This window comes from Rhodopirellula sp. JB055, from assembly GCF_043100905.1.
Classification (GTDB): Bacteria; Planctomycetota; Planctomycetia; order Pirellulales; family Pirellulaceae; genus Rhodopirellula.
The window spans coordinates 1-22,791 of record NZ_JBICHO010000250.1 but is presented as its reverse complement, the minus strand read 5'-3'; the positions used below and the strand labels follow the sequence as shown (position 1 = coordinate 22,791).

The window sequence follows — 22,791 nt, the reverse complement described above, 5'->3', positions numbered from 1 at the left end:
CTGGTAATCCGAACATCACGTTCATGTTTTGCACAGCCGCTCCGCTGGCACCTTTGGTCAGGTTGTCGATCGCGCAGACGATAACAGCACGTTTGCCCGAGGGACGAACCGAAATCTGAACGTGGTTTGTGCCGGCGACATACTTGGTCGCAGGCAAATGATCGACCACATGCACGCACGGCTGGTCCGAGTAAGTGTCTCGCAACAAACTCATCATCGCAGCCACGGCTTCTTCCACCGAGCCCGCTTTGCCAGCCGGCTTCACATAGATCGTCGACAGGATGCCGCGATCCATGGGCGTTAAGTGAGGCGTGAACATGACTTCAATCGGATCCCCCGAGATTCGTTCGACGAGGTCCGCGATTTCGGGTGCGTGGCGGTGCGTTCCAACCGCGTACGCTGAGATCGATTCGTTGGTCTCGCAGTAAAGCGTTCCCAATTTCGGCGAACGACCAGCGCCCGAAACGCCCGATTTGCTGTCGACGATGATGTCGTCGGTCTCGATCAACCCCGCTTTCACCAGTGGGGCCAGCGGCATGATCGCAGACGTGGGATAGCACCCTGGGTTGGCCACGATGTCGGCTGTACGAATTTCGTCCGCGAAAAACTCGGGCATGCCGTAGACAACATTTCCAATCCGCTCCGGCCAAGGATGCTTGACGCCGTACCAGTGCTCGTACGTCTCAAGGCTCGACAACCGGAAATCGGCACTGAAGTCGATCACCCGCATGCCAGCGTCGGCCAATTGCTTGACGCTTTCCGCGGAAGCTCCGTGAGGCAAGCAGCACATTGCCACATCAGCCGTTTTCGCGATCGCGTCTGCATCGAGCGGTTGCAATGTCACGTCACAGCGTCCGGCCAGCATCGGATGAATTTCTGACAGCGGTTTGCCCTCGTCTTGGCGACTGGTCGCGACCACCAACTCCGCACCGGGATGGGTGAGCAACAATCGGGCAACTTCGAGTGCGGTGTAACCGGTCGATCCAACGAGAGCGACACGAAGATTGGATGATGACATGATGCAACCAGGAAGGCTTCCACTCAGAACGGGTTCACTCAGGCGGTGAACAATCTCGCACCGATGTTGTCGCTTTTTCTGCGGAGATCGGCAACCACGCCCCACTCAACTCATTCGCCGCTGGAACCCAAGGTGGGAAACACCAGGCGTCCTGCGAATTGTCGAGCCATCTCGAGGACCGAGTTCAAATCATCTTTTTCGAAGTAGCCAGCCACGTTCTTGTCGTACGCCAAAGCAATGTCACGCTGATGCCGCGTAGTTGTCACCACGATCACAGCCAAACGTTTCAGAGCATCGTCTCGGCGGACCTCGGTTAAGAATTCATGGCCATTGAGCCCGGGCATGTTCAGATCCAAGAACGCCAAGACGCCGACGTTGTCTTTCTCATCCACCAAATCGCGAAGTTTTTTCAAAGCTTCGCCACCATCGGATGCGTGGACCAGTTCGCAATCCACCTGATTGCGTTTGACCGCGCGTCGAAAAGCCTCCACGTCCACCGCGTCATCTTCAATCAGAAGAAAGGTAGGGCGTTTCGGTTCGCTGCCGTCAGAAAGATCAGAAAGAGACGCTGTCATGTACGCACGTTTACAATGGAGTCTTCAGTGGAGCCATCCCTCACTGACTGGTTCATCGTTTCAAGACGCTTCGGCCATGTGAACCAAAATGTTGTTCCGCTTCCAGGTGTGGAGCATAGTCCAATGTCACCACCATAGTGCTCCACGTGTTTTTTTGCGATGGCAAGTCCCATGCCGCTTCCGTCAGACACGTCAGGTGCCACTCGCTGGTACATCTGAAACACCTTCTCGTGAAACCGGTCTTCGATCCCGATTCCATTGTCATCGACTTCCCACCGGTACCAATTCTCCTGTTCTTCACACCGCACTTCAATCCTGCCATCCGCACCCTTGTCATTGTATTTCACGCCGTTGGTGATCAAATTCAAAAGGACTTGCTTGAGCGGCGTTCGCACGGTGTCCAAGGTGGGCAACTCACCCCAAGAAATGTCGCAACCGCCCATGTTGTCCGCCATCGAAACGATCGAACTCACCAATTCGTTGCAATCCACCTCCTCGGGGATGGAATCCACTCGCCCAACTCGTGAGTAGTTCAGCAGATCGTCCAGCAAACATTCCATGCTGCGCACACGTGACTGCATGTGCATTAAATGTTCGCGCGAACTTTCTGGCAAAATGTCCTCGCAATCTTCCTGCACCCAGTCTGCCAGGTGCTGGATGCCGCGAAGTGGCGACTTCAAATCATGAGAAGCGATGTACGCGAAATTGTCGAGTTCTCGGTTCGATTCCTCCAACGCCTCGGCTTTCTTCACCAATTCCTGGCTAAGGCTCTCGGACCGCTCCAGCAATTGTTTGGTTTCTTGGTTTTTGTCGCTGAAGACACGAGCCGCTTTGACCATCTCAGCGATCTCATCGGTCCGCTCCGTCTTGGCGGAAATTGACATCGTCTCGCCAGCGGCCAATCGACGAAACATTTCCGTGATCCGACTGATCGGCCCCACAACGGCCATCGACAAACTGGTCGCCAACAACATCGCGATCAGCACCGCTCCGAACGCAGCAGCGAAAGCGATGGTACGAGAGCGGCGAAACGAGGCCTCTCGATTGCGTTGGTTCAGAGCCTTTTGTTCCTGCACGAACTCTTTCAGCTTGGATGACTGATAGCTGAACTCCGCGATTTCACCTGCCATCACGACATTGGAATAAACCATGTACCCGCGAGTGGCCTGAAACGCGCGAGTCCCGACGCGTTGAAACTCAGCCAAGCTCGCCAGAACTTCCGACAGCATTGCCTGGACCTCATCCTGCTGGTTGTCGGGATCCGCCTGCAATTCGCGGCACGCTTGACGGGCCGCCTCCAAATACTTTGCCGCCCGATCAAAGCTGGCTGACTTGGGATGATTGAAATACTCCAGCAACGAACGATGAGCTGAAACAAAGGCCCCTCGAGCGTTGCCGTGTTTGCGGATCTGCGACCGGTGTTCGACCGGATCCTCCATCCACCAACCACGCAGCTCATTGAATGCCACGCGGACCCGTTTGGCTTCTTCCGGCAATTGGTTCTGAACCAACTGCGAACGCAACTCGCGCTCTTCCGCCGCCAATTTCAACTGCTCGTTCAGGACGTTGAGGTGGTTTTCCATCTGGGCCAACGTTTCCTCGATGGAAGCGTCGGCCCCTCTGGCACGTTCAATTTCATCTGCCAGTTCCTTCTGAAGCGACAAAGCCGCCCGATACTGTGCCGACGCCCCTGTCAACAAATAGCTCTCACTGCTCGACTTCAGCTCCTGAACTTTCCGGTCAATCGTTTCAATGACCGCAGAAGTGCTTTCAGCTCGCTGGTACTCGTCAAAGCTCTTCAGCAAAGCGGACTGACCACTCAGGCCAATCCACGTGCTGAACACGCACAACGCGACCAAGCAAGCGCTGGTCAAGTAGATGCGCTGCCGCAGAGTCTGGCGTCCCAGTTGGGTCAGCATCACGATCATCCCGACAAGAACTCGTTCCAATGACGCAGACTCGCCTCATAGGAGTTCATCACCGTGTTCCACACCGCGATGTTGCTGAATCTTTTTTCGTAGGATCCACCGTCTCGCTTCTGACCTGCTTTCACAACGACACGTCCAGTTGTGCCCTGCAGGTCGGTGGCTGCGGGTTTGCCTTCGTACCAATAATCCCACTCCGCAGCACTGAGCTCGCCGCGCGAACGTTGTGGGTTGGAAATGTAGTATCCCTGCCGGGCGATGAACGCCCCAGGCCATCCGGACAACCACCAGTTCATGTACTCGTACGCAGCATCTTTGACGGCACCCGTGGTCTTTGACGACAGACACATCACACCGTGCCATGCCCGATAGCCTTCTTTGGGCGACGCATAGACGCAATCAACGTCGCGGCCTCTCAAATCAAACACTGCCGGTGAAAACATGCTTTCAATCACCGCTTCGCCACGGCTCATCAAATCCACCGATGCAGGAACGCTGCTCCAAACGCCGCGAAAATGGCCGCCCCGTCGGAAGTCTTCCAAAATTTGAAACAGTGTTTCCAACTCGGATTCACTGAGATCACCGATGTCGTCGAACTCTGCCAAGCCTTTGGCCTGAACGGCCAACGCCAAATCAAACAGACCAATCGTGGGCTCGTTCACAATGGAAACTTGCCCCGCCCAACGTTCGTCCAGCAGCCATGCCCACGACTCGGTCTCGTAGGGAATCCCACGGGGAACGATCGCAGCGTTGTAGCCGAACGAATCGACGTTGTGCACATACGGCAAGAACGAGACCTCTTCCGTCGAACTGCCTCCCAGCGTGCGATCCGGTTGAATGAAGAGCAGTTTGTTCGGGGCGTCCCCGGCACCATTCTTGGCGTCCGGTGTCAGACGCCCCACGCGGGTCAAAGGATTGATCTCATCCCAGTATCGAATTCGATTCCGATCGATCGGTTGGATCGCTCCGGCCTGCCACAACACGCGAATGCTATTGGACCATTGCTCGTACAAATCAAATGACTCGGGTCGCGTGGACGCCCGGTGCAGGACTTCCGCACTGCCGCCCGGTGTGAATTCCAACTGAATCCCCAGGTCGGCTTCAGCACGAATCCGCAGATCCTCCTGCAGCGTCACATGAGTTCCGAGCACCCGCACGACTGGCCGGCTGGGCACATGAATTGTAGGAGTCTCAAAGGTCTCCGACGCATTCACCGCTCGCGAAGCCGCAACCGTCACGGAAGCCAACGTCGCGCCAAGCATTTCGCGTCGATTGAGATTCATAGCAACTGAGGATGAACGAGAGAAAACGCTGCCGGGGAGGCGGGAACCGTTACCGAAGACGAACCGTGGAAGTGCAATCAAACATACGGCGCAAAAAGAAAACGGACGTTTGAAGCAGATCAAACGCCCGTCCCATGTGTCAACTGTTCAATGCTCGTTGGCTCAACTTGAGCACGCTTTCGTCGCTCCATTCACGCCACACCGAACCGATGCGGAGAAAGGAACGCTCCCTCGGAGAGAAAGTCTGTTCCAACCGAGCAACCGGACGCGAAAACATCCGGCTGACTCGCCTGGAAACTTTTTTGACTATTCCGAGTCGGAAGTCGGGATCAACGGCCCAGCCGCACCCAAACCGCCCTTCAAATCGCCTTCGTCGACTGGAGTTGGCATGCCAGACTCGGCGGCTTCCGCGGCGGCAGCGGACTTCTCTTGCTCCTCGCTCCAATCGACTCGTTTGAGCGACAGACCGATTTTGCGTTCGTCGGTGTCCACGCGAAGCACTTTAACTTCGATTGGATCACCAACCTTGACCACTTCTTCGGGATCTTCGACTTTGTGCTCGGCCAATTCACTGATGTGCAGCAAACCTTCCAAGCCGTCTTCGAGACCGATGAAGACACCGAAGTTGGTGATCTTGGTGACCTCACCCTTGACCAATTGGCCAGGCTGGTACTGGTCTGGAATGTCGCCATCCCATGGGTCGTTGTCGAGCTGCTTCAGACCCAAAGCGATCCGGCGACGTTGTTCGTCGACGCTGAGGATACGGCACTCGATCTCTTGGCCCTTCTCCAGCACTTCGCTCGGGTGAGCGATTTTGCGGGTCCAGGACATGTCGCTGACGTGCAACAGACCGTCGATGCCTTCTTCCAACTCGATGAAGGCACCGTAGTTGGTGAGGTTGCGAACCTTGCCCTTGACGTCTTTGCCTTCGGGGTAACGTTCGAGGACTTCGTCCCATGGGTTTTTCAGCGTTTGCTTCATACCCAGCGACAATTGCTGGCCTTCGGGATCGACACCCAAGATCATGACATCGATCTTGTCGCCGATGTTGACCAATTCGCTGGGGTGATTGACGCGTTTGGTCCAGCTCATTTCGCTGATGTGAACCAGACCTTCGATGCCGGGTTCCAGCTTCACGAACGCACCGTAGCTCATCACGTTGACGACTTCGCCAGGATGCACCGATTCGACCGGGTACTTGGTCTCGATGTTTTCCCAAGGGTTGCGATCTTTTTGCTTCAGACCCAAAGCAATCTTTTGCTTTTCGCGGTCGATGTGCAGGACCTTGACTTCGATCTCTTGGTCGATCGACAGCATTTCGGTTGGGTGACCGATACGCTCCCAAGCCATGTCGGTGATGTGGAGCAAACCATCGATGCCGCCAAGGTCGACGAACGCACCGAAGTCGGCGATGTTCTTGACAATCCCCTTGCGGATTTGGCCGACTTCCAGCTCTTGCATCAAGTAAGCGCGATCTTCTTCGCGTTGACGCTCGATCAAGCTGCGGCGGCTGATGACGATGTTGCGACGCGTGTCGTCGATCTTGAGCACCTCGGCTTGAACAACACGACCGATGAAGTCGCCGATGTCGCCGGGACGACGGATGTCGACTTGCGAGCCTGGCAAGAACACGTTGACGCCGATGTCGACGAGCAAGCCACCTTTGATTTTGCGAATGACGGTACCGGTGACCACTTGGCCCTCGGCAACCGTTTCCATCATCGCTTCCCATTCGATGATCTTCTCGGCTTTTCGCTTGGACAGCGAAATCATGCCATAAGGATCGTCGGCAGCACCGAGCTCATCCTCCATCTCTTCAATCAGGACTTTGACCGTGTCACCGATCTTTGGTGGGTCCTCTTCGGGCCCCCACTCATCCAGTCCGACTGTGCCTTCACTTTTGAAGCCGACGTCGACGAGAGCCCACTCGTCGTTCAGTTCAACAATTCGTCCGTCAACAATTTTGCCGGAGTTGTAATCTTGCTGCTCAGCAGCAATCGCGTCGAGAAGCCATTCTTCGGCTTCGTCCTCCGGGGCAAGCAGCGCCAAATCGCCGAGGATGTCGTCGTCTTCGAGGGAGCGGATGAGGTTGCGGTTAACCATAAAAACGTTACCGATGGTGAAATCGTATCGATCGGGCTCCGGCAGACCACCCGTCGATCCGTCACCTGGGTTGGTGGTGTGGATTGTAAAAAAAAGCCGGAAGGGGGCGTCCGAGCGAATTCGCCGCGGCGCCTAGCCGAGAAGCCTACCAAAGTCGGAATTTGGTCACAATGCGTTTGTTGGTCTGGACACCCCGCCGAGGAATGTTTTACAGGCGACGAACGTGAGGCAAGACACGTGAACCGATGACCCGTGAACGGATTTTCGCTCTCCGAAACCGAATTCCCTTCGGCCGCCGAGGCGACGAATCTTCACCGACACCAACCACCCAATTGAGTTATGAACCTGAACTTTTTCGACTGGTTACGAGACGGCGTCCGCCAATCAGTCATCCTGGGCGTGAGCGATGCAGTCGAACAAATCGGCACGCCGGATGAAACTTCCGAAATCAACCCGCAAGTCGCGGCACTTCTGCAAGAACCGACGACAGGGAAAAAAGCCCTGCCGGCCAAAAAGGGCACTCGCTCGACCGGCCGAAAAGCCGCTCCGCGAAAACGCCTGGGCAAATCGCTGCAGGAACTCAACCCGCCCGCGAAGTAGCCTCCCGCTTTCGCGAAACGTTCCCCTTCGGCACGGCGAAATCTTTGCGGTTCGCAGACGCTAATTGTGCGCCGGTCCGTCCTGGGCCGGCGAAGTTGGTCTGAGGTGCCGCCTCAGACCAATTCGGGGTAGAATGAGCATCGCTTCGCCATCTTTCGTCGCGAATGATTCCTTCTCCCCCTTTGCTGTGAGACCACGCCCGATGTCGAAAGGCCGGATCACGATCCAAGACATCGCTAACCGTGCAGAAGTCTCCAAGAGCACGGTCTCGCGAGTTCTGAACAGCCCGCTGATTGTCCAAGCCGACAAACGCGAGCGAGTCCTGGCGACGATGGCCGAATTGGGATACCAACCCAACCAAGTCGCTCGTTCGCTGGCAGGCGGCCGGTCGATGACGATTGGAATCGTGACGCAGAATATCGGCACGCCGTTTTATGACTCGGTCGTGCAAGGCGTGATCCGAGGCCTCAACGGAACCGGTTTCTCTCCGATCGTCGGCGATGCGATGTTGAAACAAGACCTGTTTCTCAGCGCCGCTCAAACGCTGATCGGCCGCAACGTTGACGGACTGATCTTGGTCGCAGGCGACATCCCGTCGGAAAAGATCGAGGAACTGGGCGAGGAAAAACCGACCCTGGTTGTCGCTCGCGAGATGCCGGATTGGTCGGGTGCGATCATCGCCACAAACAACTTTCAGATCGGTGCCAACGCAACTCAAACACTGATCGATCACGGCCATCGCGAAATCGTTCACATCGCGGGCCCCAAGGACCACATCGACGCGATCGGTCGGCTTGCCGGATACAAACATGCGATGCAGCAAGCCGGATTGACGGTGACCGATGACCACATCGTCCATGGAGACTTCCACGCCGATTCCGCTGCCAACGCGATTCAGACGCTTGCGGACCGCCACGTTTCCTACACGGCGGTCTTCGCCGCGAATGATCTGATGGCGTTCGGCGCCCGACTGGCTCTTTACCGCCGGCAAATTTTCGTCCCTGAACACGTCTCGTTGATCGGAGTCGACGACCAACCCGAATCGCAATGGACCGTCCCACCACTGACCACCGTCCGCCAACCCGGAAAAGAAATGGGACAAGCCGCGGCGACCGCGATCATCGCCATGATCAACGGCAGTGAACCAGACCTGCCCACGCTCGGAGGCGAAGTCGTGATTCGCGAATCGGTCCAGCCTCTCGCGTTGACGATCGAAACGTAGCGTTCACGCCCCGCTCCTCCATGACAACCACTAAGCACGTGAGCGGGAGTCCTTGCGCTTGATCACGTAGCGACGTCTCTCCGAGACGCTGTCATTTGCGAGTCTCAGAGAGACTCGCCTACGTGAGGTTCTACCCAGTCTTTCCTGCCTACCGACTTAGCATTCCTGCCTACCGACTTAGATTTTTGTGGCCAGTTGAACCAACGGTGTTGTGTTCACGGTCCTGCCCGCCTCCCCAGCCCACCTCGCAAGCGTCGATGCGAATCCATTTGATTTTGATTGCGGCCATTGTATGCGCACTCTTACAAACCCACGTTCCAAGCTCTGCGGACGACCGCCCCAATGTCGTTTGGATCATTGCGGATGATCTGGGGCCTGAGCTGGGGTGCTATGGATATCCCGAGGTGGCAACGCCCCATTTGGATCGATTGGCCAGTCAGGGTCGGCGGTTCGCGAAAGCGTTCAGTTCCGCGCCCGTTTGTTCTTCGTCGCGATCAGCGTTTCAAACGGGACGCTATCAGACTTCGATCGGGTGTTATCACCACCTGACGCGGGACAAGAAAACGTTGGAGGTCCCCACCGTGGTCGATTGGATGCGAGAAGCGGGCTATTTCATTTCGCATGGAAACGGCGAAGTGGGAAACCGAAAGGCGAACAAATACGGCGTCAATTATCTGTACGACAAAAAAACGCATTTCGACGCCTACGATTGGTCGGAACGAGAACCGGGCCAACCGTTCTTTGCCCAGGTTCATGTTCACGAGCCTCATCGCCAGTTCGTGAAAAGTGATCGCAAGCGGCCGAATGCTCCGATCCCGCCGTACTACCCAGACCACTCGATCACGCGAGCGGATTGGTCGAACTACTTGGCAACGATCGAGGTGTTGGACCGGAAGGTCGGCAAGGTGCTCGACCGTTTGGAAGCCGAAGGTGTGAGTGACAACACCCTCGTGATCTTTTTTGGCGATCACGGTCGGCCTCACGTTCGTGGCAAACAGTGGTTGTATGACGGTGGGTTGCACACCCCTTTGATCGTTCGTTGGCCAGCCAAATTGGCCGGCGGTTCTGTTGAAAATGGATTGGCAAGCTTGTTGGATCTCGTACCGACGACTTTGGAGGCAGCGGGAATCCGTGTGCCTGAGTTGCCGGGCAAGAGTTTGTTGGACGACGATTGGCAGGGGCATGAACAGCTTTTTGCTGCCCGTGATCGTTGCGGAGACGCACCCGATCGAATCCGCAGTGTTCGGACGGAACGATTCAAGTACATCCGCAACTTCCATCCTGAAAAACCGTATCTGCAACTGAGCAGCTATAAGAAACTGTCTTATCCGGTGGAAACTCTCATGAAAGTCTTGCACGCCGAGGGACGCTGGGATTCGTTGATGATGGCGGACACTCGTCCAGCGGAAGAACTGTATGACTTGCAGTCCGATCCGTATGAGATGAACAATTTGGCTGCTTCACCCAGCCATGCGGAAACGCTAGCGAGTCTTCGTGGTGAACTGGACGCTTGGATGGCGGAGACTGGCGATGAAGGTGGAGTCGACGAGAGTTTGACGGTCGACATGGACGCGCTGATGGCTGAAAAGCGTCAGTGGTACGAGCGGACGATGAAACGTCGCGGTCTGGATCCCGGGATTTCGGATCAGGAATATCTGAAGTGGTGGGCAACCGAATTGGGAGTCGACTGAAACGAGTCAGTTGGTGGATCTACGCGGCGTGTTTTTCAGCAGGAGACAAGTGAATCATTCTTCCGGAAGATGGTGGCGTTGCGCATTGGCGGTGGTCTGTCTGTGCTGCACCTCGAATTCAAATGCGAAAGAGCGGACTTCAACGGATCTTCAACCGTTTGTGATTGGTGTTGAGCGTTTTGGTCGGTTCGAAGAAATCGATTCGGTCGCCGCCTCGCGATTGCTGGCGACGGAGTTGAGTTGCACGGCTTGTCACCGAACGGATCGAACTGATCTGGTGCCCAAACGTGGCCCGAAGCTGAGTGCCGCCGGCTCACGTCTCGACATGAAATGGGTCAAGGAGTTCTTGCGGTCGCCGCATCAGACCAAACCTGGCACAACGATGCCCAATGTGCTGGCGGACTTGGATGAATCAGCACGGGAAGAGTCGGTCGATGCACTGGTTGCCTTCATCGGATCATTGCAAGAACCGTTTCCAAATTTGAAGGCTGGTGGAGCCAATCCGTTGGAGGATGAGTTCTGGAACAAGGGTGACGCTTCTCGAGGAATGGAGCTATATCACCAAGTCGGATGCGTTGCTTGCCATGATTCGGACCCTGAACATAAGGTCAATGCAGCTCCGATTTCGGCAGTGGATCGGTTGTTGGATGAACTGGATCCGGAAGAGCTCGAGGACATGGGGTTGGCTTCGGCAGCTAGGAAGGTTCCGTCGGTCCCGCACCCAAGATTGTCGGCAAAGTACAGCCGGCAATCACTGACGCACTTCTTGCACGATCCCGAACGGGTTCGTCCTTCGGGACGGATGCCGAGTTTGAAGTTGACACCGAACGAAGCGGCGGACATCGCGGAGTACCTATTTCAGAAAGAAGACGCCGACGACGAATCGGCGCACAGAGAATCCAACCAGGCGGGCGAGTCCAACGATCAGTTGGTGGAACGTGGGAAGCAGTGGTTCGCGCGGCTTCAGTGTGCAAATTGTCATGAGACGGGGGCGGGTGTTGAGAGCGAGTTGGCGACCGATTGGGAGCGGCTGTCTTTGGATGCGGCGGAGGCGTGCTGGAGGTCCAAAGCCAATTCGCGGATTCGATATCACTTGGATGATTATCAAAGGTCCACACTGGCCAGCGGGATCGGGGACGATTCGTTTGCTGAAGATGAATCGACGAACGACCCGCAACAATTGGTCGAACAGAGCTTTCTGACGCAGAACTGTTACGCTTGCCACGAGCGGAAGCGGATCGGAGGGGTGGGCCGATATCGAAAGGTCCATTTCGAGTCGAGTGCCCTGGCGGATTTGGGTGATGAGGGGCGATTGCCACCTGGGTTGACTGGCGTGGGAGCGAAACTCAAGTCGGATTGGTTACGAAAGGTTTTGCAGGGGCATCCGTCCACTCGCTTGCGACCACACATGACCATCCGCATGCCTCAGTTTCCCAAACGAACGATCGAGCCACTGGTCAGCGCACTGGAAGCTGCCGATCAAGCGTCAACATCGTCGGACGAGGGTGTTTTTCCTGAGCATGAATCGTTGGCAGAAACTGGCATGCAATTGACGCAGGTTGGTTGCATTCAATGTCATAAGTTTGATGGGAAGGCACTGCCCGGCGTGGTGGGAATCGATTTAGGGGACGTGCCCAATCGCATCCGGCCTGGTTGGTTCCGAGAGTTCTTGTTGGATCCAGGTGGGAAGAAGCGTGGTACCCGCATGCCTTCGTTCTTTCCCGATGGAAGCAGCCAGTCACCGGACGTTTTGAATGGCGATGCGGAAAAGCAGATTGCCGCTTTGTGGGCCTACCTCAAACAATCCAAACGTGTTGGCGTCCCGCCCAAGATCGCAGAGGCGCTTGCGGCGAATTATGAGTTGAGACCGGTCAAGGAACCGTTGATCTTGCGAACGTTCATGCAAGGCGTTGGGACGCATGCCATTGCAGTCGGGTTCCCGCAGGGCGTGCACTTTGCTCTCGATGCCGAAACGCCTCGCTTGGCATTGGCGTGGAAAGAGGACTTCGTGGACGCTCGAAGCACTTGGTTTGAACGCTTCTCACCGCCCATCAAACCGCTTGGGAAAGACGCGATCGCAGTCTCGTCGGGAGTGGAGTTTCGGTTGTTGCCCGAGGATGGAAGCGGGGGCGGCGAGGCGACAACATTGCAATTTCTGGGATACCGGCTCGACTCGAATCGTGTTCCGACGTTTCGATATCGGTTGGGCGGGGCGATCATTCAGGATCGTTGTGAAGCGACGAACGATGGGAGGCTGCGTCGAACGGTTCGGTTGGAAGACACCAAAGGCGAATCCCCCGCAACCATTCAGTTTCGTGTGATGCAAGACACTTCGATTGATGTCATGGGGCCGGAGTTGATTCAAGGGGCAGCGGGACAAAGAGTGAGTTCGCCGAATGAGTGTTTCGATTCGCAGATCGTCTCGCAGTCCGCTCAAGGCCAGGAAGTTTGGCTGGATTTGACGGCGGATCAGATGCTGGAGGTTGTCTATCAATGGTGAAACGAATCAACACGCAACGTGGCATGACGAAGTTGGTCTCCTTGTTCCTTGCTTTGGCGGCATCGGCTGTTTGTGTCGGTTCGTTGCTCGCAGACGAAGAGAGCGACTACTACCGAATTGTCTCGATCGCGACGCCTAAATCGCGAACCGACTCGCGGGATCCCAATTGGAAACCGTCTGATGATGGCATTGCTTTGGAAGTCAGTGGGATTGCCGTGCTCAGTCCTTCGCGCGGGGCAGTTGCGATCCGAAAAGGCGAGGTCTGGTTGCTCGACGGAGTGGATCAGGTGACGCGAGACGATCCGGGGGATGTTTCGTATCACCGTTTCGCCAGTGCGCTGCACGAACCGTTGGGGTTGCTCAAGCAGGGCGACTCGTTGATCACGGTTCAGCGGACTGAGATGACTCGACTGAGAGATTCCGATGGTGACGACGTCGCGGATGAATACGACACCCTTGCGTCAGGCTGGGGTGTTTCGGGGCATTACCACGAATACGCTTACGGTCCCAAGTTGGATGGTGACGGCAATCTGTGGATGACGCTGAACATTGGTATGGGGTTGAAAGGTCCGCAACTGCAAAAGATTGTTCCCGATGCACCGCTGGGGTACCGACAAGCCGCGTGGCGTGGTTGGGCGATGAAGCTTCTCCCTGATGGCCAGTTGATGCCAGTGTGTGCGGGCATGCGTTCGCCATCGGGATTGGGCGCCAACGCCGATGGCGACATGTTCTACACCGACCAGCAAGGCAATTGGGTGGCCACGAATTCACTGCATCACATGCGTCCGGGAGCATTCTTTCACCATCCCGAATCGCTGGCTTCGATGAATCTGGCGGGATCCACCATTCATGGCGTCGAGGAAGTTCCCAACGGGCTGGCGTACTCCGATGCGTTGAAGCGATTTCCGCAAATGAGGCCGCCGGTGGTGTGGTTTCCGTACAAGAAGGCTGGCCAATCCGCCACCGACATTCTACTGGATGAAAGCGGTGGCAAATTTGGACCGTTTGAGAACCAGTTGTTCATCGGTGAATTCACACAAGCGTCCATTCACCGTGTGTTCTTGGAAAAGGTCGACGGCGAATACCAAGGAGCATGTTTTCCATTCCGGCGAGGATTCGCGTCCGCGGTGTTGCGAATGGCACAGTCCGACGACGGGAACGTCTACGTGGGCCTGACCAATCGAGGTTGGAGCAGTCTGGGGAGCTCGCCCTATGGATTGCAGCGTTTGGAATGGACGGGGAGAACGCCGTTTGAAATTCAAGAGATGCGAGCGAAACCTGATGGATTCGAATTGCTGTTCACGCAACCAGTGGATGCGGATTCAGCCGCTGATGTTCGCTCCTACGGAATGACCAGTTACACGTACCTGTATCACTCCACTTATGGCAGCGATGAAGTGCTGAAGAAGGAACCGACGATCCGAGAAGCGGTCGTGTCCGATGACCGTTTGCGGGTTCATTTGAAGGTGGATGGATTGCGGGAACTGTTCGTTCACGAATTGGATGCACACGGGGTGACGAATGCCAACGGCCGGTCACTGCTGCATCGCAAAGCGTTTTACACGCTGAACCACATTCCAAGTGATTGAATCAAGCACTGGTTTTTACGAAGCTCAAACGAGTTGCCAGAACGCGATTCCGAAACCTTCGTCGTTTTGTGCCAAGGTTCGAAGATCACCGTCGGAATCGAATTGGCCTTCTTTCAGTGAGTAGGGCAGCAAGTTTCCGATTTCACTCGGGTTGTAACCCGAGATCCCGTCCGAGCTGAATGAGGTGTCGAGTTGCCCGTCGGGAGTCAAGCGAGCGATCCCATTGAGGTAGGGCACAATGTATCGTCCCAGACCATCGACATTGAAGGTGCCAGCCGTGTTGTCGAACAACAACGCTCCGTCTGACACGATGGAACTCGGCAGAATCAGTCGGCCACCGTCACCAAAGCTGGAGTCGATTTGGCCACTGACGGTGAAGCGAAGCAGTGCTTGATCGCCCAGAATGGTCAGACGCCCTTCGTCGTCCAACACCAATCGTTCGAACCGTTCGGCATACGTTGAGTATTCCGAAAACTGTTGGTAGGGAATGCTGACAAAACCCTCATCGCCGAACCAAGTTCCGGTGCTGCCGTCTTCATTCAATTGAACCAGCCATCCCGCACTCGGGTTGGCATTGGAACGCAGTCCCCACAAGACGACAATCGAATCATCTGGACGTGTCAGCAGTTGTGTTTGGCCAGCGTAGAAATCCGTTACTTGTGGCTGGGGGATCGCGATGGATCCATCAGTTCCGAAGCTGTCGTCGACTGTACCGTTGGAATTGTAACGAGACACGGACGTTGCATTGCTGAGCAGAATGCGATCTTGCGAATCAACCGTCATGGACGATGCTGATGTGATGCCACCTAGCGAGGCTTGAACCAACCCACCGTCACCAAACGAGGCATCCAGTTCGCCGTTGGGGCTCAGGCGGACCAAAACATTGGAATAGCTGCGGAAGTATCCGTCGTAATAGAAAACCTGAAGACGGGCCAGCAAACGATCCTGCGAATCAACTTCGAGGTCTTGCAAGGAGAACCGCGTGGAAGTCAGCGAATCGTCATTGAGAAACTGCTGCGCGGATTGGATCAGTTCGACGGGCTCGCCGTTGTTGAAAGATGTCCGGGCAGATCCGTTTTCATCAAACAGTTGGACTTGGATGATCTTTTGATAGTCGCCTGAGTCGCCCCAGAAGTATTCGTTCCATCCAACGGCGGAGTCGTCGGCGGAAGTGATCTCGTGCTCGACTTCGTATGGACGTTCCGGTGTGATGATGGAAACACCTGAATTCGCGATCGAATCATCCAACGTGTAGCGTTCGCTCGTGAAGTCATCTGCAGAAAATTGGAAATGGCCGCGTCCTTCCAAGCGTTCCGTTTGCCAGTTCCCAGAGGTGAGCGATCCGTTTCGATAGACGCCTTGTGCAAACGTCGATGCAGATTCGGTTTGATGAACCACGCCGTCGATCTCGATCCGATCGACGACCAGGTTGTAATCAATTCCTTGGTCGGGGCGGTACAAATCGTTGACAAATTCGATCCGTACGGAACTCGGTTTGACATCCGTGTTGAGATAGAATTTGTAGGCAGTCATTTCGGTTGTCAGACCGATTTGGTCGGATCGGAATGAGCCCGCTAATACGCTCATTTTTTCGCCGCCCTGATCACCACGAGCGTAAACGATGAGTTCGGATCCGGCCGGCGTGCCGTACTGAAGGTATCCGTTTGCGTTCAAGACGCTGCCGCGTCCTAAGCCGGCGGCGACGCCGTCGTCGGGAAGCCAAGTCCCCGTCGAGAAGACGTCTGCTGCGTTGCTATCGAGAACCTGATCGCCAATCGTCACCGATCCAATTTGAACATTTCGATCGATACCCTGATCAGGGTCATACAAATCGTTCACGAATTGAATTCGCAACAGACTCGGGTCAATTGATGTGTAATCCACATTGATCTGATAGGTTTCCCATTGGTCGCTGACGCGGAAGTAAGAGATCGTTTCGTCGTTGTAGAACACCTCCAGAATCTCTTGTCCTGTGTCGCCAATCGCCTGCACCTGAATTCCCGGTGCGTCCAAAGCGAAGCTGACTTCCTGTCCCGCGTCACCGGCCAACATCAGACGCGGTTCCAACTCATTGACCGACCAAGCCGCGGTCTCTGGTCGCGTGCGTCTCTGCGTGAGTCCAGGCGAGCGACGCGGCGAAAGACGATTCATCCAATTGCGGAGATTCATAAGATTGGTGGACCAGGGAGACGAGGCAGTTTGCGGCGGTGGTCAACAGTATAGGTGTTTTCGCGTGGGATGGCAGGATCCCCTGAAAAATTCAGGGGGCGTGCGGAGTCGGATGAGCAGAGTCGGTCGAGCGGAACGCAGTCAGTGAATCGAGCCAGATGTTCGGGTGCGAGTCGCCGGCACGGCTGACGATCGCGAATGGATGCAATCAATCCGATCGCGCACCGTTTCACGTACGGTAGAGCCTTGCCATTGATTCCCTCGAGGAACAAAATTGAAAATCCTGGGCGACTGGTGGCGGAAGAAAGCCATTTCAATTCACGGTCGACCAGTTCGATTAGACTGTGCGCTGAAGTGCTGAGTTGACGACCCGATCAGGTCTTCATTGCACCTTAAAAAAATTTTTGGCCCGAGTCGTGATGCGTTCTCGCATTGTCTTGTTGCCAACCCACCATCTAGCGCCAACCCGTTTGGTCCCGCCACCAGCCTGACTTCCATGCTTCGTGACCGTCGCATTGGTAGACGTCTCAGCCATGCAGAGACGATCGGGCATCCCGTTTGACAAGAGAGATCCGATTGTCGCCGCGGTTGATCCGCTGTTCGGCCATCAATGGGGCTCTCGTAACGACTGTTTTGCACTCCGCGTTCGCGAATGAATCGCATGCTACAAAAACCCACCACGAATGAATCGATGTCGCAAAAGTTTTTGATCACGGTCCTGTCGGTCTCCACGACAACGTTACTCCTTGGCGGACTGGCGAGTTACTTGGTCGCAAAGCAGCTTGCGCCGGCTGCGACCTCCGTTTCGGAATCAGCAGGAGCGGCACCTACGGCAAAAGCGGGTGGTCCCCAAGCACAACTCGTTCGCGTGAACTCCATCGAACGCAAAACGATCACTCCAGTCCGCACCCTGGTTGGTGACTTGATCGCGGTTCGTCGTGCCACCATTGCCACGGAGGTCGCTGGCAAGATCGTGGAATTGCCGGTGGACGAAGGCAGCACCGTGGTCGCCGGCAAGACGCTGTTGGCACGCATCGACGACACGTGGACCAAGCTGGATGAAGACAAAATCGCGACCCAAATCGCTGAGCAAAAGGCAAGTTTGGCGTTTGAGCGGGCCGAACTGCAACGTTACGAAGACATGCTCAAACACAACGCTGTCTCCCTTAGCGAAACGGAACAGAAGCGGTCGCTCATTGAAGGACTCGAGGCCGCACTCGCTCAGCACAAAGTGATGCTTCGTGAAGCCAACGAGCGCGATTCGCGTTTGGATCTCTTGGCTCCATTCAACGGCAGCGTGGTCGCCAAGCTAGCTGAGGTGGGTGAGTATTTGACTGTCGGCAGTCCCATTGTCGAAATTGTTTCTCGGGGACGCATCGACGCACGCATCATGGTGCCCGAGGAATCGCTGGCATTGATCAAAGTGGGCGATTCGCTGGACGTGCTCATCGACAGCTTGGGAATCGAACTGCAAGGCGAAATTGCCTCGATCAACTCGCAAGGATCTGTTGGCAGCCGCACGTTTCCCGTTCGAATCGCAATGGACGATCAGGACGGCACGCTGTTGCCTGGCATGGGCGTCAGCGCCTTTGTTCCGATCCAACATGAGTCGACTGAGTTGCTGGTTCCGCGCGACGCGGTGTTGCGAAAGCCTGACGAGTCCACGATTTGGATTCTTCAGCAAGGCGACACCGATTCAGGCGAATCCGCAGAACTGACGGTCGAGCAAACCCCCGCGACGCCATCGATTTCGACTCCCGGTTGGACGGCGCATCCGGTTCCGATTCGTGTGATCTCGCACACTCGCGACGCATACGCGATTGCTGCTGTGCGAAAGGTCGATCGAGCGCGGCTGAAACCCGGGGTGCAAGTCGTCACAGAAGGTCTTGAGCGACTCGTCCCCGGAGCTCGCGTCAAAGTGGATCCCGATCGTTCGGAGCTCGCCCCTGGTCCCGGTACCTATCGAACCGGCCAACATAAGAGCGACCGTGATCGATAGCGAAACGATCACGAATACTCAGAGCCGACGAACCATTTCCTGAACCAGATCAAGACACACCGCATCAAGACTCACTGGCCACCATGGATCCTATCAAATTCGCCATCGAGAACCCCGTCAAAGCCGCCGTCGGCGTGATTTTGGTTCTGTTGTTTGGCATCATTGCGTTTGCACAGATTCCCGTGCAATTGACGCCCGACGTTGACCGTCCTGTGATCACGATTCGGACGCAGTGGTCAGGACGCAGTCCCGAGGAAATCGAAAAGTCGATCATTATTGAACAAGAGGAAAAGCTGAAGTCGGTTCAAGGATTGTGGAAGATGACTTCGGTCTCCAGCCTCGGTAGCGCCGATACGACGCTGGAGTTCAACGTGGGATCGTCGCCGGAGCGAATTCTGCAAGAAGTATCTAACAAGATCGATGAGGTCCCAGAGTATCCCGAGGACGTCGAGCGTCCAATCATCGACGTCGCCGACACCGCCGGGGATGACGCGATTGCCTACCTATTGTTGCAAGCCGAAGACCCCGATTTTGAAGTCGCGACGTTTTATGATTATGCCGACCGGTTTCTCAAACCCAGTTTGGAACGCATCGAAGGTGTTGCCGAGATTGATCTGAAAGGCGGTCGCGAGCATCAGGTTCAAATCCGCTTTGATCCGACGACCTTGGCACGGCGCGGGATCACCATTCCGGAATTCAACGCCGCCCTGCGTCTGGACAACGTCAATGCGTCGGCTGGTGACATGGCAAACAATCGGCAAGACGTCCGGTTTCGGGTCCTCGGCCAATACGATTCGTTGGAACCGCTGCGAAACACGATCATCAAGTACGACGACATGGGCAGTCCCGTGCGAGTCGCGGATGTCGCCGATGTGGAACTCGCGTTGGAGAAGACGACTCACTTTGACCAGTGCAAAGGTCAAACGTCGATGACGATTTTCGTCAAACGGAAGACTGGCAGCAACGTGCTCGACATTATCGAGCAGGTCAAAGTCGTGGTCGATCAAATGAACGCCCCCGGTGGTGTCCTGCGAAGCTTCAAGAATGACCGCTACGGGTTGCGGTTGCGGATGGCGTTTGACGATTCGCACTACATCTACAGTGCCATCAATCTGGTCAAAGAGAACTTGCTGATCGGCGGTGGACTGGCCGTGTTGGTGTTGCTGCTTTTTTTGCGGAGCATTCGCAGCACGTTGATCGTTGCGGTCTCGATTCCAATCTCGGTCATTGGCACTTTCGTGATCATGTGGTTTGCCGATCGGAACTTGAACGTGATTTCCTTGGCGGGACTGAGCTTTGCCGTCGGAATGGTGGTCGACAATGCGATCGTGGTGTTGGAAAACATCGACCGCCACCTGAAACAGGGATCCAGCCCAAGGCAAGCGGCTTACGAAGGCACCAAAGAAGTCTGGGGAGCAATTCTGGCATCGACCCTGACGACGTTGGCCGTGTTCGCGCCTGTGTTGACGATTCAAGACGAAGCCGGCCAGTTGTTCTATGACTTGATTCTTGCCATTTGTGCTGCCGTCGGATTGTCGTTTGTCGTTTCAATCACTGTCATTCCTGCCGCCGCGTCATTGTTCTTGCGATCGTCGACGGTGACGCACCCGATCGCTCAGTCCGCGTCGAATTTGTTTGGCATTGCCAACGCGTTTCAGTGGTTGGGACGCGGTTGGGCGTCGCTGATTCACCTGCTGACCTATCGCAGCATCGCCAGTGCTTGGCTGCGGGTTGTTTTGATCACGCTGACGATGGTTGTCTCCGTCCTAATCAGCATGATTCTGATGCCGCCGGCGAGCTATCTTCCCAACGGGAACAAGAACTTCACGTTCTGCCGGATGTCGACGCCGGCCGGGTATTCCGTTATGGAAAATTTCTACGTGGGGCAACGCATCGAACAGGCTTTGAAGCCATTCTGGAGTGCGAAGAGTTCAGAAGAGGCATCCGAGTATGGGCCTGTCACTGACCTGCGATCTGGAAAAGTGTTCGAAACGATCCCGGCATTGAAAGAGTTCTTCTTTGTCGTCGCTCGCGGCAGTGTGTTCATGGTGGGGATCAGCGATGAGCCTGACAATGTCGAACCGATCGCTGCGATCTTCAACAAGGCATTTGAGGTGATACCGGCCAGCAAAGGTGTGACGTCTCAGAAGTCGATCTTTGGTCGTGGAGCGGGCAGTTCCAATGCGGTCGACATTGAGGTCAGTGGCAATGACTTGGTCCGTTTGAAAGCGGCTTGTTCGCACCTGGAACGCGAGCTGAAAATCGCGTTTTCCAAGTTTTCTGTTCGTGCGTCACCAAGCAACTACAACGAAGCCGGCCCCGAACGGCAGTTGCAAATCAAACAGGAGGTCGCCAAACGTCTGAACATCAACGTGAGTGAACTCGCCATGTCGGCACGAGCGATGATTGATGGTTCTTTTGTGGGCGACTTCGACTTTGAGGGTGACAACATCGATCTGTTGTTGATTCGTGATCCGGCGATTGAAATTTCACCTGATGATGTTCCGGATCTCCCGATCGCTGTTCGTGAAGCGGATGGCGAGGTCGTGATGGTTCCACTTGGCCAGATTGCGGAGTTTGTTTCGACGGAAGCCTCTCAGGAAATTCGGCGTGTTGAACAGCAGCGGGCAATCGCTTTGTCGGTCACGCCGCCTGAGAACATCGCGTTGGAAGAAGCGCAGGCAACGATTCTCGAAATTGTCGATCAAGCCCGTGCGGAGGGCCATTTGGGCAATGATATTTTCGTTTCATTGTCAGGCAATGCGGACCGGTTGTCCGAAGTTCGCGCGTCACTGATGGGGCGGTGGACGGGTTGGAACTGGGAATCGATCGGCAGTGTAGCGCTAAGTCGATTCTTCTTGGCGATGGTGATCACGTACCTGTTGATGACTGCGTTGTTCGAAAACTTCCTGTACCCCTTTGTGATCATGTTCACGGTGCCGCTGGCGACCGTCGGTGGCTTCGTCGGGTTGTGGTTCATTCGTCAGACCGATCCCACCCAGCAACTCGATGTGCTGACGATGTTAGGGTTTGTGATCTTGGTGGGCGTTGTGGTGAACAATGCGATCTTGATTGTCCACCAAGCTCTTAACAACATGCATGGTCGGCATCATGATGGCGAAGGCGATGCGGAACCAATGTCACCACGCGAAGCCATTCGCGAGTCCGTCCGCACTCGTATGCGTCCGATCTTCATGACAACCTGCACCAGTGTGTTTGGAATGCTGCCGCTGGTGATCGCCCCTGGTTCTGGCAGTGAGCTGTACCGGGGGTTGGGATCGATCGTTGTGGGCGGTTTACTGTTCTCGACCGTGTTCACGCTGCTCGTGATTCCGCTGTTGTTCAGCTTGGTGATCGACGCTCGACGACTGATTTGGAAATCCTGAAGCCTTGGTTCGGGCGCGTTCTTTGTGTCGCCCCGTCGGGGCTTTTGGATTGTGGGTGTTTGGCTGACCGGGGCCTGACGGCCCCGGCAGAGGCTGTTTCAGCCCTCCGGGCCTGGTGGAGTGCACTTGCCGTGTTGCGAGGCCCGATAGGGCCGGCCGAATCATAGCCGGGGTCGTGAGGCCCCGGTTGATGTGCGCTTTAAGGACAGCAGACCCCGACTGGGGCGAAAGAGAAATCTCCATTCCCGGTGTCTGTCACCCCGTTGGGGCTTGGTGGGTGTTAGGGGGGGAGGAGAACCGGGGCCTGACGGCCCCGGCAGAGGCTGTTTCAGCCCTCCGGGACTGGGAGAGTGCACTTGCCGTGTTGCAAGGCCCGGTAGGGCCGGCAGAACCATTGCCGGGGCCATGAGGCCCCGGTTGATGTGCGCTTTATGAACAGCAACCCCGACTGGGGCGACAGAGAAATGTCCATTTCCGATGTCTGTCACCCCTTTGGGGCTTGGTGGGGGTTAGGGGGTCAGGCGAACCGGGGACTGACGTCCCCGGCAAAGGCTGTTTCGGCCCTTCGGGACTGGTAGAGTGCACTTGCCGTGTTGCGAGGCCCGGTAGGGCCGGCAGAATCATTGCCGGGGCCGTGAGGCCCCGGTTGATGTGCGTTTTAAGAACAGCAGACCCGACTGGGGCGAAAGAGAAATGCCAAGGGCCCGCCATGTCGACTCATCAACAACTTC

13 protein-coding genes are annotated in these 22,791 nt (G+C 55.8%); 7 read left to right on the top strand and 6 right to left on the bottom strand.

Going from position 1 to position 22,791, the window contains the following annotated elements:
• The 5 genes from argC to ACF8AM_RS10340 all read right to left on the bottom strand — a co-directional run.
• On the bottom strand, window positions 1–1,018 hold a 1,018-nt coding region (argC, locus tag ACF8AM_RS10360; protein ID WP_392555572.1), incomplete at its 3' end, for an N-acetyl-gamma-glutamyl-phosphate reductase.
• 110 nt (window positions 1,019–1,128) lie between these two features.
• A complete protein-coding gene (locus ACF8AM_RS10355; protein WP_392555571.1) occupies window positions 1,129–1,593 on the bottom strand; it encodes a response regulator in 465 nt (154 codons plus the stop codon).
• Window positions 1,590–3,512: an ATP-binding protein gene (locus ACF8AM_RS10350; RefSeq protein WP_392555570.1), complete on the bottom strand. Its 1,923-nt coding sequence runs from the start codon at window positions 3,510–3,512 to the stop codon at window positions 1,590–1,592. The genes ACF8AM_RS10355 and ACF8AM_RS10350 overlap by 4 nt, the downstream gene beginning before the upstream one ends.
• A 5-nt stretch (window positions 3,513–3,517) precedes the next feature.
• Window positions 3,518–4,801 (bottom strand): PotD/PotF family extracellular solute-binding protein, encoded by a 1,284-nt coding sequence (locus ACF8AM_RS10345; protein WP_392555569.1) that lies wholly within the window; start codon window positions 4,799–4,801, stop codon window positions 3,518–3,520.
• Between the two features lie 306 nt (window positions 4,802–5,107).
• Window positions 5,108–6,904, bottom strand: coding sequence for a 30S ribosomal protein S1 (locus ACF8AM_RS10340; RefSeq protein WP_392555568.1), 1,797 nt, complete (start codon window positions 6,902–6,904; stop codon window positions 5,108–5,110).
• 339 nt (window positions 6,905–7,243) lie between these two features.
• Between ACF8AM_RS10340 and ACF8AM_RS10335 the strand changes: the two genes are divergently transcribed.
• From ACF8AM_RS10335 to ACF8AM_RS10315, 5 genes are all read left to right on the top strand, one after another.
• A complete protein-coding gene (locus tag ACF8AM_RS10335; protein WP_392555567.1) occupies window positions 7,244–7,504 on the top strand; it encodes a hypothetical protein in 261 nt (86 codons plus the stop codon).
• Window positions 7,505–7,706: 202 nt separating this feature from the next.
• Window positions 7,707–8,726, top strand: coding sequence for a substrate-binding domain-containing protein (locus ACF8AM_RS10330; RefSeq protein WP_392555566.1), 1,020 nt, complete (start codon window positions 7,707–7,709; stop codon window positions 8,724–8,726).
• A gap of 257 nt (window positions 8,727–8,983) precedes the next feature.
• Window positions 8,984–10,417, top strand: coding sequence for a sulfatase (locus ACF8AM_RS10325; protein ID WP_392555565.1), 1,434 nt, complete (start codon window positions 8,984–8,986; stop codon window positions 10,415–10,417).
• A 49-nt stretch (window positions 10,418–10,466) separates the two neighbouring features.
• On the top strand, window positions 10,467–12,917 hold the full coding sequence (locus ACF8AM_RS10320; RefSeq protein ID WP_392555564.1) for a cytochrome oxidase: 2,451 nt from the start codon (window positions 10,467–10,469) through the stop codon (window positions 12,915–12,917).
• Window positions 12,918–12,940: 23 nt separating this feature from the next.
• Entirely contained in the window at window positions 12,941–14,506 is a 1,566-nt protein-coding gene (locus ACF8AM_RS10315; protein WP_392555563.1) for a hypothetical protein, read from the top strand.
• A 24-nt stretch (window positions 14,507–14,530) separates the two neighbouring features.
• On the opposite strand, the gene ACF8AM_RS10310 is transcribed toward ACF8AM_RS10315, so the two are convergent.
• Window positions 14,531–16,657, bottom strand: a complete 2,127-nt coding sequence (locus tag ACF8AM_RS10310) for a carbohydrate-binding domain-containing protein (RefSeq protein ID WP_392555562.1) — start codon at window positions 16,655–16,657, stop codon at window positions 14,531–14,533.
• A 709-nt stretch (window positions 16,658–17,366) separates the two neighbouring features.
• Between ACF8AM_RS10310 and ACF8AM_RS10305 the strand changes: the two genes are divergently transcribed.
• On the top strand, window positions 17,367–18,674 hold the full coding sequence (locus ACF8AM_RS10305) for an efflux RND transporter periplasmic adaptor subunit (RefSeq protein WP_392555561.1): 1,308 nt from the start codon (window positions 17,367–17,369) through the stop codon (window positions 18,672–18,674).
• A gap of 83 nt (window positions 18,675–18,757) precedes the next feature.
• Complete coding sequence (locus ACF8AM_RS10300) at window positions 18,758–22,060, top strand: efflux RND transporter permease subunit (protein ID WP_392555560.1); 3,303 nt, start codon at window positions 18,758–18,760, stop codon at window positions 22,058–22,060.
• Window positions 22,061–22,791 lie beyond the last annotated feature (731 nt).

What these genes read in the sequence shown, in the direction of transcription:
- ACF8AM_RS10355 (WP_392555571.1), bottom strand. Translation starts at nt 1,593, where the DNA reads ATGACAGCGTCTCTTTCTGATCTTTCTGACGGCAGCGAACCGAAACGC.
- ACF8AM_RS10300 (WP_392555560.1), top strand. Translation starts at nt 18,758, where the DNA reads ATGGATCCTATCAAATTCGCCATCGAGAACCCCGTCAAAGCCGCCGTC.
- ACF8AM_RS10330 (WP_392555566.1), top strand. Translation starts at nt 7,707, where the DNA reads ATGTCGAAAGGCCGGATCACGATCCAAGACATCGCTAACCGTGCAGAA.
- ACF8AM_RS10350 (WP_392555570.1), bottom strand. Translation starts at nt 3,512, where the DNA reads ATGCTGACCCAACTGGGACGCCAGACTCTGCGGCAGCGCATCTACTTG.
- ACF8AM_RS10335 (WP_392555567.1), top strand. Translation starts at nt 7,244, where the DNA reads ATGAACCTGAACTTTTTCGACTGGTTACGAGACGGCGTCCGCCAATCA.
- ACF8AM_RS10345 (WP_392555569.1), bottom strand. Translation starts at nt 4,801, where the DNA reads ATGAATCTCAATCGACGCGAAATGCTTGGCGCGACGTTGGCTTCCGTG.
- ACF8AM_RS10310 (WP_392555562.1), bottom strand. Translation starts at nt 16,657, where the DNA reads ATGAATCGTCTTTCGCCGCGTCGCTCGCCTGGACTCACGCAGAGACGC.
- ACF8AM_RS10340 (WP_392555568.1), bottom strand. Translation starts at nt 6,904, where the DNA reads ATGGTTAACCGCAACCTCATCCGCTCCCTCGAAGACGACGACATCCTC.
- ACF8AM_RS10325 (WP_392555565.1), top strand. Translation starts at nt 8,984, where the DNA reads ATGCGAATCCATTTGATTTTGATTGCGGCCATTGTATGCGCACTCTTA.
- ACF8AM_RS10305 (WP_392555561.1), top strand. Translation starts at nt 17,367, where the DNA reads ATGTCGCAAAAGTTTTTGATCACGGTCCTGTCGGTCTCCACGACAACG.
- ACF8AM_RS10315 (WP_392555563.1), top strand. Translation starts at nt 12,941, where the DNA reads ATGACGAAGTTGGTCTCCTTGTTCCTTGCTTTGGCGGCATCGGCTGTT.